The 16,960-nt window shown below is 39.8% G+C and carries 16 protein-coding genes; 13 read left to right on the top strand and 3 right to left on the bottom strand.

Going from position 1 to position 16,960, the window contains the following annotated elements; all coding sequences use genetic code 11:
• Nucleotides 1–29 precede the first annotated feature (29 nt).
• Nucleotides 30–272 carry a TIGR03905 family TSCPD domain-containing protein gene (locus tag CGC63_RS00940; protein WP_004223878.1) on the bottom strand — a complete coding sequence of 81 codons (243 nt, stop codon included), beginning with the start codon at nucleotides 270–272 and terminating at the stop codon, nucleotides 30–32.
• Between the two features lie 155 nt (nucleotides 273–427).
• Between CGC63_RS00940 and CGC63_RS00945 the strand changes: the two genes are divergently transcribed.
• From CGC63_RS00945 to guaA, 5 genes are all read left to right on the top strand, one after another.
• Nucleotides 428–1,120: a 5'-methylthioadenosine/adenosylhomocysteine nucleosidase gene (locus CGC63_RS00945; protein ID WP_039925366.1), complete on the top strand. Its 693-nt coding sequence runs from the start codon at nucleotides 428–430 to the stop codon at nucleotides 1,118–1,120.
• Between the two features lie 148 nt (nucleotides 1,121–1,268).
• A complete protein-coding gene (locus CGC63_RS00950) occupies nucleotides 1,269–1,988 on the top strand; it encodes a hypothetical protein (protein WP_009247533.1) in 720 nt (239 codons plus the stop codon).
• Between the two features lie 151 nt (nucleotides 1,989–2,139).
• On the top strand, nucleotides 2,140–3,012 hold the full coding sequence (locus CGC63_RS00955) for a cation diffusion facilitator family transporter (protein WP_004223866.1): 873 nt from the start codon (nucleotides 2,140–2,142) through the stop codon (nucleotides 3,010–3,012).
• Between the two features lie 13 nt (nucleotides 3,013–3,025).
• Nucleotides 3,026–4,603 (top strand): IS1096 element passenger TnpR family protein, encoded by a 1,578-nt coding sequence (locus tag CGC63_RS00960; protein ID WP_004223863.1) that lies wholly within the window; start codon nucleotides 3,026–3,028, stop codon nucleotides 4,601–4,603.
• A gap of 93 nt (nucleotides 4,604–4,696) precedes the next feature.
• Entirely contained in the window at nucleotides 4,697–6,241 is a 1,545-nt protein-coding gene (gene guaA / locus CGC63_RS00965) for a glutamine-hydrolyzing GMP synthase (RefSeq protein WP_040351286.1), read from the top strand.
• Between the two features lie 77 nt (nucleotides 6,242–6,318).
• Here guaA and CGC63_RS00970 read toward each other — a convergent pair whose 3' ends face one another.
• On the bottom strand, nucleotides 6,319–7,500 hold the full coding sequence (locus CGC63_RS00970; RefSeq protein ID WP_004223860.1) for a site-specific integrase: 1,182 nt from the start codon (nucleotides 7,498–7,500) through the stop codon (nucleotides 6,319–6,321).
• A 35-nt stretch (nucleotides 7,501–7,535) separates the two neighbouring features.
• The gene (locus CGC63_RS00975) at nucleotides 7,536–7,733 is read right to left on the bottom strand and encodes a DUF3173 domain-containing protein (RefSeq protein WP_005342226.1); all 198 of its coding nucleotides are present in this window, start codon (nucleotides 7,731–7,733) and stop codon (nucleotides 7,536–7,538) included.
• A gap of 801 nt (nucleotides 7,734–8,534) precedes the next feature.
• Between CGC63_RS00975 and CGC63_RS00980 the strand changes: the two genes are divergently transcribed.
• From CGC63_RS00980 to CGC63_RS01015, 8 genes are all read left to right on the top strand, one after another.
• Nucleotides 8,535–9,677 carry a hypothetical protein gene (locus CGC63_RS00980; RefSeq protein ID WP_005342227.1) on the top strand — a complete coding sequence of 381 codons (1,143 nt, stop codon included), beginning with the start codon at nucleotides 8,535–8,537 and terminating at the stop codon, nucleotides 9,675–9,677.
• Between the two features lie 12 nt (nucleotides 9,678–9,689).
• On the top strand, nucleotides 9,690–10,727 hold the full coding sequence (locus CGC63_RS00985; protein WP_004223854.1) for a YqaJ viral recombinase family nuclease: 1,038 nt from the start codon (nucleotides 9,690–9,692) through the stop codon (nucleotides 10,725–10,727).
• Nucleotides 10,727–11,128 (top strand): DUF7768 domain-containing protein, encoded by a 402-nt coding sequence (locus tag CGC63_RS00990; protein ID WP_004223852.1) that lies wholly within the window; start codon nucleotides 10,727–10,729, stop codon nucleotides 11,126–11,128. The genes CGC63_RS00985 and CGC63_RS00990 overlap by 1 nt, the downstream gene beginning before the upstream one ends.
• Complete coding sequence (recD2, locus tag CGC63_RS00995) at nucleotides 11,106–13,349, top strand: SF1B family DNA helicase RecD2 (protein ID WP_004223849.1); 2,244 nt, start codon at nucleotides 11,106–11,108, stop codon at nucleotides 13,347–13,349. The genes CGC63_RS00990 and recD2 overlap by 23 nt, the downstream gene beginning before the upstream one ends.
• An 89-nt stretch (nucleotides 13,350–13,438) precedes the next feature.
• Nucleotides 13,439–14,371: a hypothetical protein gene (locus CGC63_RS01000; RefSeq protein ID WP_172620975.1), complete on the top strand. Its 933-nt coding sequence runs from the start codon at nucleotides 13,439–13,441 to the stop codon at nucleotides 14,369–14,371.
• 75 nt (nucleotides 14,372–14,446) lie between these two features.
• Nucleotides 14,447–15,628, top strand: a complete 1,182-nt coding sequence (locus CGC63_RS01005) for a CHC2 zinc finger domain-containing protein (protein WP_330368584.1) — start codon at nucleotides 14,447–14,449, stop codon at nucleotides 15,626–15,628.
• A gap of 46 nt (nucleotides 15,629–15,674) precedes the next feature.
• Nucleotides 15,675–16,463, top strand: coding sequence for a class B sortase (srtB, locus tag CGC63_RS01010; RefSeq protein WP_233447356.1), 789 nt, complete (start codon nucleotides 15,675–15,677; stop codon nucleotides 16,461–16,463).
• Between the two features lie 3 nt (nucleotides 16,464–16,466).
• Nucleotides 16,467–16,883, top strand: a complete 417-nt coding sequence (locus CGC63_RS01015) for a hypothetical protein (RefSeq protein WP_004223840.1) — start codon at nucleotides 16,467–16,469, stop codon at nucleotides 16,881–16,883.
• Nucleotides 16,884–16,960: the final 77 nt, after the last annotated feature.

Consider the following 16,960-nt stretch of genomic DNA (forward strand, 5'->3'; position numbering starts at 1 on the left):
TTTATGTTTAATTTTATTAAGGAAAATGATTAAGCTCTGGCTTCTTCTAAAGCTTTTGCCAACTGGTCAGGGCAGGAGGTTCCTCTGCCGTTGCAGTCTGTTCCTTTTAATCTCTGGATAACATCATCCACTTTCATTCCCTGAACAAGGCTTGCAATTCCCTGTGTGTTTCCGTTGCAGCCACCGTTGAATTTTACGGATTTTACAACATCACCTTCAATTTCAAATTCAATAGAGCGTGAACATACGCCTTTTGTTTTATATACAGCCATCTTAAAATCCTCCTTTGTTTGTTTCTTCAGTGTGAATTATAGCATGACTGAAAAAAAACGTAAAGACAAAGAAACAACTGGCAACGAAGGAAAGATTATGTTAAAGTGAAAGGCAGAGAACAATATTTTACAGGAAAGGTGAATGGATTATGAATATGATTGGAATTATCGGCGCTATGGAAGAAGAAGTAGAGCTGTTAAAAGAAAAAATGACAGATACAGTAATTGTGGAAAAAGCAGGAATGAAGTTTGTAAAAGGAAACTTGAAAGGACAGACTGCTGTTGTGGTTCGTTCCGGTATTGGTAAGGTAAATGCCGGCATTTGTACACAGATTTTGGCAGATGAATTTCAGGTTGAAGCTGTAATTAACACAGGAATAGCAGGTTCTTTAAAGGCAGAAATCAATATCGGTGATATTGTGTTGTCCACAGATACCATGCAGCACGATGTAGATGCCAGAGAATTCGGATATCCTCTGGGACAGATACCTCGTATGGAAACACTGGCATTTGAGGCAGATGAGAATTTAAGAAAGCTGGCAAAGGAAGTGTGCGAAGAAGTTAATCCTGATATTCAGGTATTTGAAGGGCGTGTTGCCAGCGGTGACCAGTTTGTAGCAGACAAAGAAACAAAAGAAAGAATTATTGAAAATACACAGGCGTACTGTACGGAAATGGAAGGGGCTGCTATTGGACAGGCTGCATATTTAAACAAAATTCCGTATCTGGTAATTCGTGCTATTTCCGACAAAGCAGATGACAGCGCACATGTAGATTACCCTACCTTTGAAAGACAGGCAATCCGCCACACGGTAAACCTTGTCAGCCGTATGATGGAATGCTTGTAAAGAAGCTATTTGCATAAACTGTCATTTCAGGCGGGGATTTGTCGAGCGAATTTTGTTTCCAAAAATGATTAGGTGCTATATAATAGAGCTCATAGAGAAAAAGAGACGCAGGACAGAAATGTTCATGCGCCGAAAATGAGGAGGAGCTATGGAGTACCTGATTTTTTATTATGGGACATGCCTTATGGGGCTTTTCAGCATTGTAAGTATGCTGGCAATTTACACAAGTAACAAAAGAGTTTTGAAAGAGTCGAAAAACCCGACACAAGCAAAAGAGAAATGGACAGCAAATTTTATTTCAGAACATCAAAAGCTGTTAAAAGATAATATACAGATACATAACCCTGCAGTTTATGTAATGAAACGCATGAGAGGACGAAAGATAGGACCATGGAGTATGCACCAGATAAAAGGCATTTCCTGGATTACTTTGTGCCTCTCATTTTTATTTGCCGGAGCACAGTTTTTTTTATTGGGAGAGGGCAGAGATAAAGTTGTAAGACTTTTCCCGCTAAAGGCAGAGCTTCCTGCCATGAGCCTTACAGTCTTTACTACCATTGGACTGGGAATTGTACTTTTGGGGTTAAAAATATTGACGGGAACAGGATATCACGAGGAAGAAATTGAGACAAACCTGTTAGACTATGTGGAAAATCGCTGCAAAGAGCCTGTAAAGGCCGTTCCTCAAAAGAAAGCGGCAAAACCGGTTGAAAATCCGAAAAAAGATGAGGTTTTAAAAGAGCTTGAGCAGGGGATTTTAGAAACGGCTGCCACAGACAGTCGCTATGCGCATTTACTGGATAAGGAAGAAAAGGCCATTGTCAAGAATGTGGTAAAGGAATTTTTTGCAGGAAGTCAGAAGAAATAAAAGAATAAGAGATAACAGAAAACCTTCTTTGGCGAAAGCTAGCCAGAGGAGGTTTTTGGATTTTTTAGAAAAAATATCATGAGAAGTACATGACAGAGAATGAAAAAAGTGCTAAGATGGAAAGAATAAAAATTTTGGAAGGAATGAGAATATGGAACAGGAAAAAAAGACAGCAATGCGGGTATCGGCAGTTACCATTGTGTGGAATGTTATCCTTTCTATTTTTAAATTGATAGCAGGTATTGTAGGACATTCGGGAGCAATGATTTCTGATGCGGTTCATTCTGCTTCTGATGTATTTAGCACCATTATTGTAATTTTAGGAATTAACATTGCCAGCAGACAATCCGATGACGACCATCAGTACGGGCATGACAGACTGGAATGTGTGGCGGCAATTTTATTGGCGGTTGTGCTGTTTGCTACAGGTATTGGCATTGGTATCGGAGGTATTAACAAGATTATTGAGGGTACGGCAGGAAAAGATGAAATCCCCGGAATGATTGCCCTGATTGCAGCGGTTGCTTCTATTGTGGTGAAGGAAGGAATGTTTTGGTATACCAGAAGCGCTGCCAAGAAAATAAATTCCGGCGCTTTGATGGCAGATGCGTGGCATCACCGCTCGGATGCCTTGTCTTCCGTTGGCGCTCTTATTGGTATCGGCGGCGCACGTCTGGGATTTCCGGTGTTAGACCCGATTGCCAGTGTGATTATCTGTGTGTTTATTGTGAAAGCAGCTTACGATATTTTTAAAGATGCCATTGATAAAATGGTGGATAAATCTTGTGATGAAGAAACAGAAGAAAAAATGCGCCGGTTAATTGAAGAACAGCAGGGAGTTTTAAAAGTGGATGTACTGCGCACCAGATTGTTTGGGGCAAAGATGTATGTAGATATTGAGATTGCGGCAGACGGAGATATTACCTTGAGAGAAGGACACGAAATAGCACAGGTTGTTCATGATAAAGTAGAGGAGGAATTTCCTCTGGTGAAACACTGCATGGTACATGTAAATCCATTATAAAAGGGGGAAATAAATGAAAGCATATCAGTTAAAAGTACAGATTAAAAATTCACATCCGCCTATTTGGCGAAGAGTTATAGTGCCTTCCGGTATTACTTTTCAGTATTTATCAGAAATATTGAATGTGACTATGGGATGGATTGGGTATCATTTACACAGTTTTGAGTTTTTTCATTCAGGTATTTCGGTTGAAATGAAGTCAGACGAACTGAATTTTTTTGATGCTATGGATAATAAAAGTCTGGATGAACAAGAAACTGTGATAGATACTTTTTTAGAGAAGGAAAATACCTTTACTTATATATACGATTTTGGAGATTTCTGGGAACATAAGGTTACTGTGGAAAAGGTCTTATATGATTATGAATATTCTTATGCTCAAGTCTTAAAATATAAGGGTGAAACACCTTATGAGGATTGTGGAGGTATATATGGTTATTATGAAATGCAGGATATTTTAAGTAACCCAAAACATCCTCAATACAAACAGACAAAAGAATGGGTAGAAGAGCAGATTATTCAGAAGTATGATTTAGAGAGCATCAATGAAGTGTTAAGTGAGTTAAAAGGGATGAATTTTGATGCAACTTTAAAAGAAATTTTAACAGAATACTCAAAACCAGAGTTGGTGGAAATTGCAAAAATACATCACTTATCCGGTTATTCAAAATATAAGAAATCGGATTTAGTGGAATTTTTAATAAAAGAGCTGTTGAGTAAAGAGGTTATGTGCAGGTATTTCAGATTTTTAAATGAAGATGAAATCCAGTTTTTAGAAGGAGATGAGAGAACACGTAAGGTTTTTCTCCAGGATACGAGATATGTGTACTTATTAGAAGGAGGTTATGCAGGAGTCTATGCAGACTGGGAAGATAGTGTATTTTGCTTGCCGGAGGAAGTAAAAGCTGCTTATAGAGAAAACTGTACAGAGGAGTGGAAGAAAGAACTTCGGGAAGAGGAAAGGTTTTTGATGTATTTTAACGTGGCAGCAGAGCTTTATGGAAATTGTCCTGTAGAAAATGTAGTAGAATTATATAAGAGAGATACAGGAATAGAAAAAGACGAATTTTCTGTGTTGGCTTTTCTAAAAGATGTTCCGAAAAACAAAAAATGTTTTGTGCTGCAGGGTAACCAAATCGTATTATCATTATATAAAGAAAAAAATGAATACAACAGACTTCTCAGAGAACAGCAGGGAGAGGATTTTTATATTCCATCCCAGGAAGAAATTGAATGTTTAGGGAAGAAAGGCTATCTGCCATTTGGAAAGAATATGGAGCAGTTAAAAGCTTTCTTTATAAAGGAAGGAAAAGAAGAAAAGGAAGATGCAGAGCTTTTGTGCCGAACTATTCAGTTTATTATTCGAATTGGTGGAACAATGGAAGAAATTTTGGATATGTTAGAGAATGCTTTTTTGGAATATGATAAGGTTATGGAAGATAATAGATTAAGAGGAAAATTATTCTTTAAAATAGAAAATGTATGGAAAGAAACGAATACAGTTGTCATGCGAGGAAATGCAGAAAAGTCTGAGACATCTGCGCAGACAGCAAATGATAAGATTATTTTATTTCCTGGGAAAAAATATTAGAGAAATTTTTCTTGTAAATCATCAAAGTCTATTTTATAATAGAAACCATTCTTGATAAAATATTTCAGAGCTAGAGTGTTAGGAGGAAAAAGCGTGAAAAACGAAGTAGTCATCGTTCTTGATTTCGGTGGACAGTACAATCAGTTAATCGCAAGACGCGTGCGAGAATGTAATGTTTACTGTGAAATTTATTCTTATAAAACAGATATTGAGAAAATTAAAGCAATGCAGCCTAAGGGTATTATTTTTACAGGTGGACCAAACAGCGTTTATCTGCAGGATTCTCCTACTTATACAAAGGAAATATTCGAGCTGGGTATTCCGGTTTTAGGAATTTGCTATGGTTCTCAGCTTATGATGCACCTTCTGGGAGGAAAAGTTGAGAAAGCGCCAGTGAGAGAATATGGTAAAATTGAAGTAACCGTTAATCAGAATTCTAAACTTTTCGAAAATGTGTCAGAGAAGACCATTTGCTGGATGAGTCATAACGACTATATTTCCCAGATTGCTCCGGGATTTGAAATCAGCGCTCATACAGCAGACTGCCCGGTTGCAGCTGTTGAAAACAAAGGAAAGAATTTATATGCAACACAGTTCCATCCGGAAGTACTTCATACACAGGAAGGAAAGCAGATGCTTTCTAACTTTGTTTATAATGTATGTCAGTGTTCTGGTGACTGGAAGATGGATTCTTTTGTAGAGGAGTCTATTCAGGCAATTCGTAAGAAGGTAGGAAATGGTAAAGTTCTTTGCGCTCTTTCCGGTGGTGTGGATTCTTCTGTGGCAGCAGTTATGCTTTCAAAAGCAGTAGGAAATCAGCTGACTTGCGTATTTGTAGACCATGGTCTTCTTCGTAAAGATGAAGGCGATGAGGTAGAAGCTGTATTTGGGCCAAATGGCCAATACGATTTGAACTTTATTCGTGTAAATGCACAGGAACGTTTTTATGCAAAATTAAAAGGCGTGGAAGAACCGGAAGAGAAACGTAAAATTATCGGTGAAGAATTTATTCGTGTATTTGAAGAGGAAGCAAAGAAAATCGGAGCTGTTGATTTCTTAGTGCAGGGAACGATTTATCCTGATGTGGTAGAAAGTGGCGTTGGCGGTGAGTCTACAGTTATTAAATCACATCATAATGTAGGTGGTTTGCCAGATTACGTTGACTTTAAGGAAATTATTGAGCCACTGCGTGATTTGTTTAAGGACGAAGTGCGTAAAGCAGGTCTGGAGCTGGGTATTCCGGAATATCTTGTGTTCAGACAGCCATTCCCAGGACCGGGACTTGGTATTCGTATCATCGGCGAAGTTACTGCTGAGAAAGTAAAAATGGTTCAGGAAGCAGATGCGATTTGGCGTGAGGAAATCAAAAAAGCCGGATTGGATAAGGAAATCGGACAGTCTTTTGCAGGCCTTACCAATATGCGTTCTGTGGGTGTTATGGGTGATGAGAGAACTTATGACTACGCAGTGGCATTAAGAGCGGTAACAACTACGGACTTTATGACTGCGGAGAGCGCAGAAATTCCGTGGGAGGTTATCGGAAAGACAACAAGCAGGATTGTGAATGAGGTGAAACACGTAAATCGTGTTATGTACGATTGTACGGGAAAACCGCCTGCGACGATAGAGTTTGAGTAGTACGCGGTAGGCTAAAAAGCCTTTATTTACGGGCTTTGTCGGCATCGATGACTCTGGATTGCATTATTATTGCATTTTTATATTTTCCTGTGATACGACGCAGTAAACTGGTTATGTGTATAATCAGCGATGCTTTCGGTAGCAGGAGTGAAGTTAATAACTCCGCCTAACAGTTTGGCAACCTCAAAGTTGCTGTTAGGATATAGATGTCCATAGGTCCCTAAAGTTGTCTGGATTTTTTCGTGTCCCAGACGGTCTTTGACGATCAATGGATTCACCCCCATGCTGATTAAAAGTGCTACATGTGAATGTCTTAATGCATGGATTTTAATGCGGTGAACACCGGCAAGCCCTGCCAGCTTTTCCAGGGCTCTTGGCAGGGTATGCTTGCTGGTGGGAATCCCACTATAGCTCAGTACAAAATTACAGTCTTTCAGAACTTTCTTCTGCACTTCCCTCCAATCTTTCAGTTCCCTTATGGTATCTTCATCAAGCACAACGGTCCTGATGCTGGCAGATGTTTTGGGATCTACAAATTTGTATTCATTCATAGATTTGTAATATAACGTTTTTGTCACGCTGAGTAATCCGCTTTCAAAATCGATGTCATCCCACTGTAATGCAGCAGCCTCTCCAATTCGTAATCCTGTTGTGAACAGGAGCCAGAAACAGATAAACAAATAATGTTCGTAGTAATCTCCTTTGTATAAAAGAGAAATTACTTTCTGGAATTCTTCCAATGTCCAAAAATCCACTTTTACTTTCTTATATTTAATATTGCCGACCATACGTGCGGGATTTTTCTTGGCAAGGCCGAGGATGATTGCACGGTCAAATGCCAGAGAAAGCATACCTTGTATAATTCGTACATAATTAGGACTGTAGTCTTTTGCCAGTTTTAGCTGCCAGGTTTGTACATGAATCGGTTCTATTTCGTTTACCTTTTTCCGATAAAAAAATTTAAAGTGTTTTTCGATGGTATTTAAACGGTTTCTATAGGTACTCTCTTTGACTTGTGTTTTATACCATGGAAGATAAATTTCTTCAATAAATTGTTTAAATGAGGGTTGCTTCTTTTCCATTGCCAGTTCATCTTCAGCAGCGATGATGAGTTTGGAATATTCTGCACGGGCCTCTTTTTTTGTAGAGAAACCACTTCGATATTTCTGAATCTGCTTTCCAGTTACAGAATCATAGCCCAGATTTGCTCTGAAATAGTAAGTTCCATTGTTTGCCCTTTTAATTGGATCCTTTGCCATAAAAATTCCTCCTTTGCATAAACACACAAGAAGTACTATTGGTTTTGTTCGTCTGGCAATTTAATCCCCAGAATTTCTTCAACGGCTTCTTTGGGTACCCTGTCTAATTTTCTTGACTGGTAATAAGTATGTCCACGTTCAATCATAAGAATTTTGGCCTGTCTTATAATGTCTGAAGAGAAAGATGGACCATACCCCAGTGCAATCAGATCTTTTTTTGTAACAGTAATCATATACCTCCCTTCTATGAACAGGGTAATCATAATACCTGTTCATTATTATAACAAATTTTGAGTAATTGTGTAGGCAGAATGACTTCTTGCTGAAAAATAAAAGTATCTTATCAGGAAACCGTTTCCTATGCCTTGTTTCAGGCACGTAGAAGGCGTTACTATGTAAACATCAAGCAGCAGGTGTGCAATTATGCGACACTATCTACAACACCTATATACATTTCCAGATAAGGTATGAAGTTATCAAGGTACAAAGGCGTAAGACTTAGTTTTGTCTTAGCAATTTCATTAAGTAATTAACTGAGATTTTTTCAGATTGAACAGATTATGTACTTTTTATTAAAAATTTTTCTATAAACTTGAAAAAAGAGAGGTGGGATACGTGATATTTCAATATTTTAATTGAAGTCATATATGCAAAGCATAGTATTTAAGAACATACAATATATTGTGCATGAAGATTGACATATACTATATCATGTGCTACTATACTGCTATAGTTAATTTTATGCGTACCCATAGGGGGAGTTTTGGATTTGTATAAATCCGAAGACTCAAGGAGAGCAGTAAGGCTGCTTATTCCGCATAAGTTGTTTATGATTGTATAAAGTGTCACTATCTGTCCTTATGGGGCAATAGCGGCACTTTTGTTTTTTCGGTAATATTATCAGGGATATGAGAATGGATAGCGGAGGAATACTTCTCTTTTCATTCTTTTTTTATGCCCAAATGAAAGGCAGGATTGCCACAATCAGCTTTGGCTGTTTATGGATAAATAAATTTAAGAAAGGTGGTACACACATGAAAGAAACAAAGATTTATGCAGATGAGTTTTGCACTACATTTGCAAGCACAACGGAGATGCTGGAATTTCTGGCTGAGAGGGCAAAGCAGTCCAAGTGGATTCGAAAGCCTACCAGGATGCTAAAACTGGTTCCATTGGAAAAGGAGGCAGAAACCATTGAAGAAGCCTGTGAAAAAGAACTGGAAGGAATAGTAGAGGATACAGAAAAGAATACCCAGTTGGTATTAAAAGTGAACAAGGATTTTTATCCGGTTCGTGACTGTGCTATTCATACAATTCTGAAAAGAGCCGGCATTAATGGAACAGGATTAAAGAAACTGGAGAAAGCTACTTATGCAAAGGTAGTAAACTACTGTCTTCAGGTAGCGAAAGGAGATGCCTTAATCAAGGTGGCAGATGGAAAAGTATCTGCAGTACATGGCGGTGATGATCATGATTACTGTGTACTGGATATGCAGACAATCTTCAATATGACAAGTGATTATCTGAAAGCACATTTTAAGGGAAGTACTTATCTGGAGGGATCTGGAAGTTTTGACCATTCCATTGTGTCCGCTATGTGGACTTTAGGAGGAAATCAGGAACTTTTGGATACTTATCACCAGGCTTTGGAGGATCATGGAATTGAGGATAAGAGCCTTGCTCCTGCACTGCGCCTGACTACTTCTGATGTAGCAGTAAGTGGTGTGAATCTGTATCCCATGATGCTCTCACAAACCAGTAACCGTGTCATTAACCTGGGCAGTCCTATCAAACTGTCACATGATAGAGGGGCGACCTTACAGGATTTCCGGAATAATCTGGACAAAATTTTTTCCCGTTATCAGGAAGCAGTTAAAGGAATTGTTGGTTTGATGGATATAGATATCCAAAACCCTGTAAACTGTCTGCATCTGATTATGAAGGAACTCAAAATCAATCAGAAAATTCGAAATGAAGTAGTAGATCTTTTTGTGGGACAATATGGGGAAGAACCATGCACAGCTCATGATCTTTATTTTGCCATGCACGAAGCTGCTTTCTTTGCTGCTTGTGAAGGATTTTCTGCACCACGGATTTTAAAATTGGAAGAAGATATTGCAAAAACACTGGCCTTTGACTGGAAAGGGTTTGATGTATATGGAACGATTAAATTATAAGGAGGAAATGAGATGAATACAGCATTAAATTATCAGCCGGAAGTTCTTGTTGATACAGCAGATTTGAGCCGAGAAGATTGGTTGGATTACCGGCGTCTTGGTATTGGTGGAAGCGATGCAGCGGCAATCATGGGCTTATCCCCATTTGCGACAATCAGGGATTTGTATTTCGATAAAATTGGTGTTACGCCAGTAATCGAAGAAGAGGAAGAAAACTGGGTAGCGAAAGAAGTGGGACACCGCCTGGAAGATTTGGTTGCCATGATTTTTGCCAAGAAGACTGGACTTGAAGTTTTCCCTGTACGAAAAATGTTCCGGCATCCGCTATATCCGTTTATGTTAGCGGATGTGGATTACTTTATCCGTTTTCCAGATGGCAGCATTGGGATTTTGGAATGTAAAACCTGTAATTACAATGCAAAAGACAAATGGGCAGATGATGGGATTCCTGAAAACTATGTTTTGCAGGTTCGTCATTATCTTGCAGTCATGAATATGAATAAGGCATATATTGCTTGCCTTTATGGAAACAATGAAAATGAATTTGTTTACCGGTGTCTGGAACGAGATAGAATGGAGGAAGAAGAACTCATTGACCAGGAGAAATACTTCTGGGAGGAATATGTGGAGAAGAAAATAGAACCACCGTATTCCGGAAAGCCAGATCTCATTTTGGCTAGTATCCGGAAATATAATGGTTACGCAGACAAATCAATTCCTGAAATCAGCATATCTAGCTTGGAATCACGCAGTCTTGAAAAATATCTCAAATTATCTGAAGAAAAATCCCAATTGGAAAAGAGAAAAAAGGAGATTGAAGCGGAACAACGTGCATTGAGTGTACCGTTTGTCGAGCTTCTTGGACAAGGGTGTAAGGCAGTGATCGAGGATGGGAGTTTCCGTTACCGGATTACTTATAATCCTACGATACGCACCCAGATTGGAAAAGAAAATATGGAGAAGCTGAAAAATCAGCATCCGGATATCTACGAAGAATACACAAGCACTACAGAAAGCAGGATTTTCCGGATTAAAAAGGAGGTTGCATAATGTTACAAGGAAAAAAGGCATATATCTGTTCTCCGCTGTCTGCCCGGAATCCAGAGGGAGTGCAGCATAATATGGAATTGGCAAAATACTATCTCATGCAGATGAAACGGCTGTATCATTGCCGTACTTTTGCTTCACATGCTCATCTTCCGTTAATGTTGGATGACCGTATCCCAGAAGAGCGTGAGACTGCAATGCAGATTGGAGCTTTGATGCTGGATTTATGTGAAGTATTAATTATTTGTGGCTCCTGCATTAGCGAAGGAATGAGAAGAGAGATTCAGACAGCATTCGAGAAAGGAAAGGACGTTTATTGGTATGATTCCAAGATGAAACCAGGCGAATTGATGAAAGTAGAGAACTGGAGGAGTATAGACGATGAGGTGCAAATATATACGTAAGATTTTTCAAAATGAGGAAAACGGATATACGGTTGCATTATTTTCCACGCTGGATCATGAGGTTCCTCTTTCTGCCAGAGATAAATTTTGGGCAGACAAAAAAATCATTGCGTTTACTGCAAAAGGATATGACCTGCCTCTTACGGATGAAATCGAAATAGAAATGGAAGGCGAGTGGGAGACAAATTCCCATGGAACACAATACAAGGTAGAAACTTTTTTGGAAGTTGTACCTAGAACAAGGGAAGGTATCTTAGGATACCTTTCTTGTGGTTCTTTAAAGGGAATTGGTCCCAAAACGGCAGAACGGATTGTCGATCGTTTTGGTCTGGATACCTTGGAGGTAATGGAAAAGTATCCACAGGAATTATTAAAGATTCAGGGGATATCTCAGAAAAAACTGGACCGTATTGTGGATTCTTTTGGAAAAAACAAAGTATTCCGGGAATTGATGACTTTTTTATCACCGTTTCATGTTACGCCTAAAAAAGCAAATATGATTCTTCAGAAGTTTCGGGATCAATCCGTAGAAATCATTCGGAAGCAGCCTTATATACTCTGCTCAGTCAAAGGGTTTGGTTTTCTCACTGTGGATGCCATTGCAAGGCAGTGCTGTGCTGCAACAAATGATCCTATGCGTATTTCCGGATGCGTCAGCTATGTGTTGCGGGAAGCCATGAAGCAGAACGGACATTTATATCTGGAGCAGGAAATTCTGGTGAAAGATGCATTGAAGGTTCTGAATAAAGAACCGGATCTTCAGCCGGTGACGGAAACAGAGATTTTAAAAGTGTTATATCGTCTGGTCATGCAGGACAGTATCGTAGTAGAAGAGAATAGGGTTTACATTACCAAACAGCATCAGGAAGAAGAGGATACAGCCTCTATGATTGCAAGAAAATTGCACGAGCAAATTCCAGCTCTTACGATTGAAAAGGAACTGGAGGAAGCACAGGAGGATTTAAACATAACATTATCCGAACAGCAGAAAGAAGCAGTGCGTATGGTTTTTGCAAACCCGATCTGCATTATTACTGGAGGACCTGGAACCGGCAAAACAACGGTTTTGAAGGTCATTTTGTATATCTATCAGAAAAAATGTGGGAATGAAGTCAAACTGATGGCACCGACTGGACGTGCTGCAAGGAGAATGGCAGAGAGTACTGGAAATGGAGATGCAACTACTATGCACATGGCACTGGGGCTTTTTGGTGACGGTGATTATGAAGCACTTACGGATAAACTATCCGCAGATTTTATTAATGCGGATGAGGTATCTATGGTAGATATGCACCTTGCCTATGAATTTTTTTACAAGATAAAGGCAGGGGCAAGGGTGCTTTTGGTCGGGGATGTCCATCAGCTTCCTTCAGTAGGAGCTGGGGATGTGTTCCGGCAGCTTATCTTGTGCGGGAAAATACCGGTTACTGTTTTAAATCTGGTATATCGCCAGGGGAAGGACAGCAACATCCCCATAAATGCTCAACTTATCAATGAAGGAAAGACAAACCTGCAATGGGGGGATGATTTCCAGATGGTCGAATGTTCAGGAGCAGATGCGGCGGCACAAATTGTTAAAAATATCTATCTCAAGGAAATTCAGATGTATGGTATGGAGCAAGTACAGATACTCTCTCCATATAAAGTGAGAAGTGCAGCCGGTGTCTTGGAACTGAACCGCAGTCTGCAGGACGAGGTAAATCCCCCTGTATCCGGAAAAAGGGAGCTTCATCTTGGCGGTGAGATATTTCGGGAAGGTGACAGAATCCTTCAAAACAAGAATACAGAATTTGCCAGTAACGGAGATTTGGGTACATTGGTACAGATTGCTGAAGATGAGGACAATAACCCTCTGGTTCAAATCGTATTTACAGATGGCCGCAGGGTGAAGTATGAGGCAGAGCAGGTGGAAATGATTGAACATGCAAACGCCGTAACCATACACAAAAGCCAAGGAAGCGAGTGCCAGGTGGTCATCATTCCGTGGTTAAAAGCTTTTTATCCCATGCTGAAGCGGAACATCTTTTATACGGGAATCACCAGGGCAAAACAGCGTGTTTATATTGTTGGGGAATGGAAAGCCGTTTGTCAGGCAATCCACACAGATGATACGGGAACCAGAAAGACGATGCTGGCAGTAAAAATACAACAGTATTGTGAAAGGTATCAGAGACAGGAAAACAGACGGATTCCTGCAACAATTTACAACAGGGCTGTGTAAAAAAATAGCAAAATAGTTCAATGTTGGGAATTGGCAGGTTATTACTTTATGAAGGGATGTCCTGCCGGTTCCAAAGAAAGGAGCAGGCAATGAGCGAATTATTATATAACAAGTCAAAAGCAGTAGAAGAACTGAATAAAGTGGAAGGATTTTATCCTCTGGAACTTGCCAGAGTTATTTCTAATGAAGGGCAGGAGGAACAACGGTATCTGGATGTGAAATATCGGAAGCTGTGGTTCCGTCTGGTAAATCCTACAGGCAAGATTATCAGCCGGATTGTTCACTTTACCGAAAATATGGCAGTCGTAGAAGCCAGAATTTATCTGGATAAGTGTGATCAGGAAGATAATTATATTGCCAATTCCTTTTCACAGAAGTTTCGTACAGCAGATACACAGTTTGGGGATAAATTTCTTGAAATGGCAGAAACAGCGGCAATTGGGCGAGCTTTGGCAGATGCGGGGTATGGTCTGCAATTTGCTGATGTAGGGGAAGGAAATGATCCAATGCAGGTAGATGCAGGAATTCCTGTAAATCAGGGAACACAGATGCAGACTGCGATGCCAGCACAAACCCCTGCACCAGGAATGCAGCAGACTCCCAATCAGTCAGCAGGAACCATGCCATCATTTCCGCTTCAAGCAACTCCGGGGCAGCAGATGATGGAACAGTTTTATCAAGAAGCACAAGCCAATGGAAATACGATTGGCGGGGGAACGGGTACAGGACAGATGACAAATCCGGTAATGATTCCGGCAACTGGATCTGTACCAGTTATGCAGCAGATGCCTTCTAAGCCGCAATTTCTGGATCCCAATATGCCAGTGGAAGAACTGGTGAAAAGGATGAGTTATGAGCAGGCAATACAAGTAGCCGTAACAGGACAGGGAAAATTTAGTGGAAAAACCATGGGACAGGTTGCAATAGAAAGTCCTTCCAGCTTGCAATGGTTCGCAGAACAGTATCATGGACAGAACCATTTCATACCGGCGGCAGCCAGAGTAATTCTTGCAAAGGCATAGCAAATAGCCGGCTTAACATTCTTTCCACAGCCAAAAAAGGCTGTGGAAGAAAGGAGGAACCATAGAGTGTATGATATGTCAGGCTTTAGCTACGATATCACAGATGTCGTGCATTTACTGCAACTTAGAGTACGGCATAAAAATTCTTCGTCAATGGATGTGAATTGTCCATTTTGTGGAGAAACAAAAGGGAAAATGAATGTTAATCTTCAGAAAAATGTGTTCCGGTGTAATCGGTGTGATGCTTCAGGTGGAATGCTAGAATTATACGGAAGACTGCATGGTGTTTCCAGTGCAGAGGCAAACCGACAGATCCGGGAAGCTCTGGGAAAGGGGGAATACCGGACGGATTATCAGGTAGTTCATAAAGAAGAGCCTGTAGAAATTTTCAATGCCGAGTTAGCGGATGCAGATGTCATTGACCGAACATATCAAGAAATGTTGTCGTTATTGACCTTAAATGATAAACATCAGGAAGATCTTAAAAAAAGAGGGCTGACGAAAGAACAGATCGAGATACAGAGGTATCGTAGTGTACCGTTGTTTGGAATTAAAAATATGGTACAAAAACTGTTGGAATCCGGACAGACGGTAAAAGGTGTGCCAGGATTTTATGAAGATCAAGATGGGAAATGGACAATTAATTTTACTTCTAAAAATTCTGGGATTTTGATACCGATTCGATCCGTGGAAGGAAAAATACAAGGATTTCAGATACGGTTGGATCAGGTAATGGAGGGACGGAAGTATATCTGGCTTTCCAGTGTGAAATTCCAAAATGGAGTATCATCAGGGAGTCCGGTACATGTCATAGGAAGTCTGGACGCAGAACAGATCTATTTAACAGAAGGTGCATTAAAAGGTACGATAGCCCACTATTTATCTGGAGATACGTTCATTTGCGTTGCAGGTGTCAATCAGTACAGAAATTTAAAGCCAGTTTTGGAAACACTGAAAAGCAGGCATCTGCAGCACCTATATGAAGCTTATGATATGGATAAAAAAATGAAGGTATATTGTGATGGGGATTCTGAGAAATGTGATGCCTGTCAACGTAAACTAGCCACTTTTTATTGTCCGCATAAGATGCAGAAACGGCAGATTCTACAGAACGCTTGTAGAAAGGTGTATGAAATCTGTAGTGGATTGTCTATTTCCATGAGCCGTATGGTTTGGGACATGGATTCTTATGGTGAGTGGAATGGGCAGATCAAAGGAATTGATGATTATTACTATGTATTGAAAAATACGGGGTAAATATGGACCGGGCAAGTTGTCCGGTCTTATGGAAGAGGAGGATTCGATGAAACGAAAGAAAATTTACGGTATATTTATGCTTGTAGCCATTGCTGTTTTTTTATTTGCAGGAGGAAGGATATTGCAAATTTATTTGAATTATCAGGAAAGTCAAAAAGTCTATGAGCAGATGGAAGGGTTTACACAAAAGATAGAGGATCAAAACCTGTCACCAGAAGCGGTTCCAGGGGAAACACCAGAGGAGGTCGCAGAGCAGGGATTCCTACAGGTGGATTTTAACAAGCTGGAAGAAATCAATCCAGATGTCATTGCATGGATTGAGATTCCTGGTTTGGAAATTAGTTATCCGGTAGTCCAGGGGAGGGATAATGACTATTATCTACATCACCTGATTACGGGAGAAAATCATAAAAGTGGCAGTATTTTTATGGACTTTCACAACCAGGAGGATTTATCAGACAGAAATTCCATTATCTATGGGCATAATATGAAGGATGGGAGCATGTTTGGAACCCTAGATCAGTATCAGTCACAGGCACTTTATCGAAACTATCCCTATTTTTATATGTATGTGACAGGATATATTTATGAGTATCAGATTTTTTCCTGTTATGCAGCACCGACGGATCATCCAGCATATACTTATGATTTTCCTACTTCTGAGGACTATGAAGTTTTTCTGGAAACACTACAAAGAAGTGCTGAGTATAACACAGGGATGACAGTTACCAAGGAGGATCAGGTAGTGACCTTATCAACTTGTGTAAATACCCGAAAGGATTATCGCTATTTAGTACATGGAAAACTGAAACAGAAAATAAAAATGGAGGAATAACAGATGTTAGATTTTGAATATGCAAAGGCATTGGTAGAGGTTGTGCTAGATACAACTTGCAGCGAAAAAGAAAGAGAAGTACGGCTGGAGTGTTTAACCCCAATATTTGGCAGAGCAAATGCTTATTTAAAGAAAGGCTTCTTACCCAATGTGGTAGAGGCTTTTTTTGTGCGAAAAATGGAAGGTTTGCCACTGGTATCGACAAAGCAGGATATGCAGGATTTTTTGAAAGTCAGTACACCCCATTATTTCGGCGGGAAATTTACAGTTAGTAATATTCCGTATTATTCAGAGGAAGAAGAACTGCTACTTTGGTCAGAAACATCACTTCGTGGTCCATTGATTACAGCCGGATACGAACGCTATATGGAACTGTTTAAAAAGATTTTGCCTCAAAAGGCAGAACAGATTAATTTTTAAAAAGAGAAATAATTCAAATGAGGACTGGAAATGTATAGTAGGTAAAGATGAATGTTAAAAATCATTGTATAGGAAGA

It is taken from the genome of Blautia hansenii DSM 20583, assembly GCF_002222595.2.
Classification (GTDB): Bacteria; Bacillota; Clostridia; order Lachnospirales; family Lachnospiraceae; genus Blautia; species Blautia hansenii.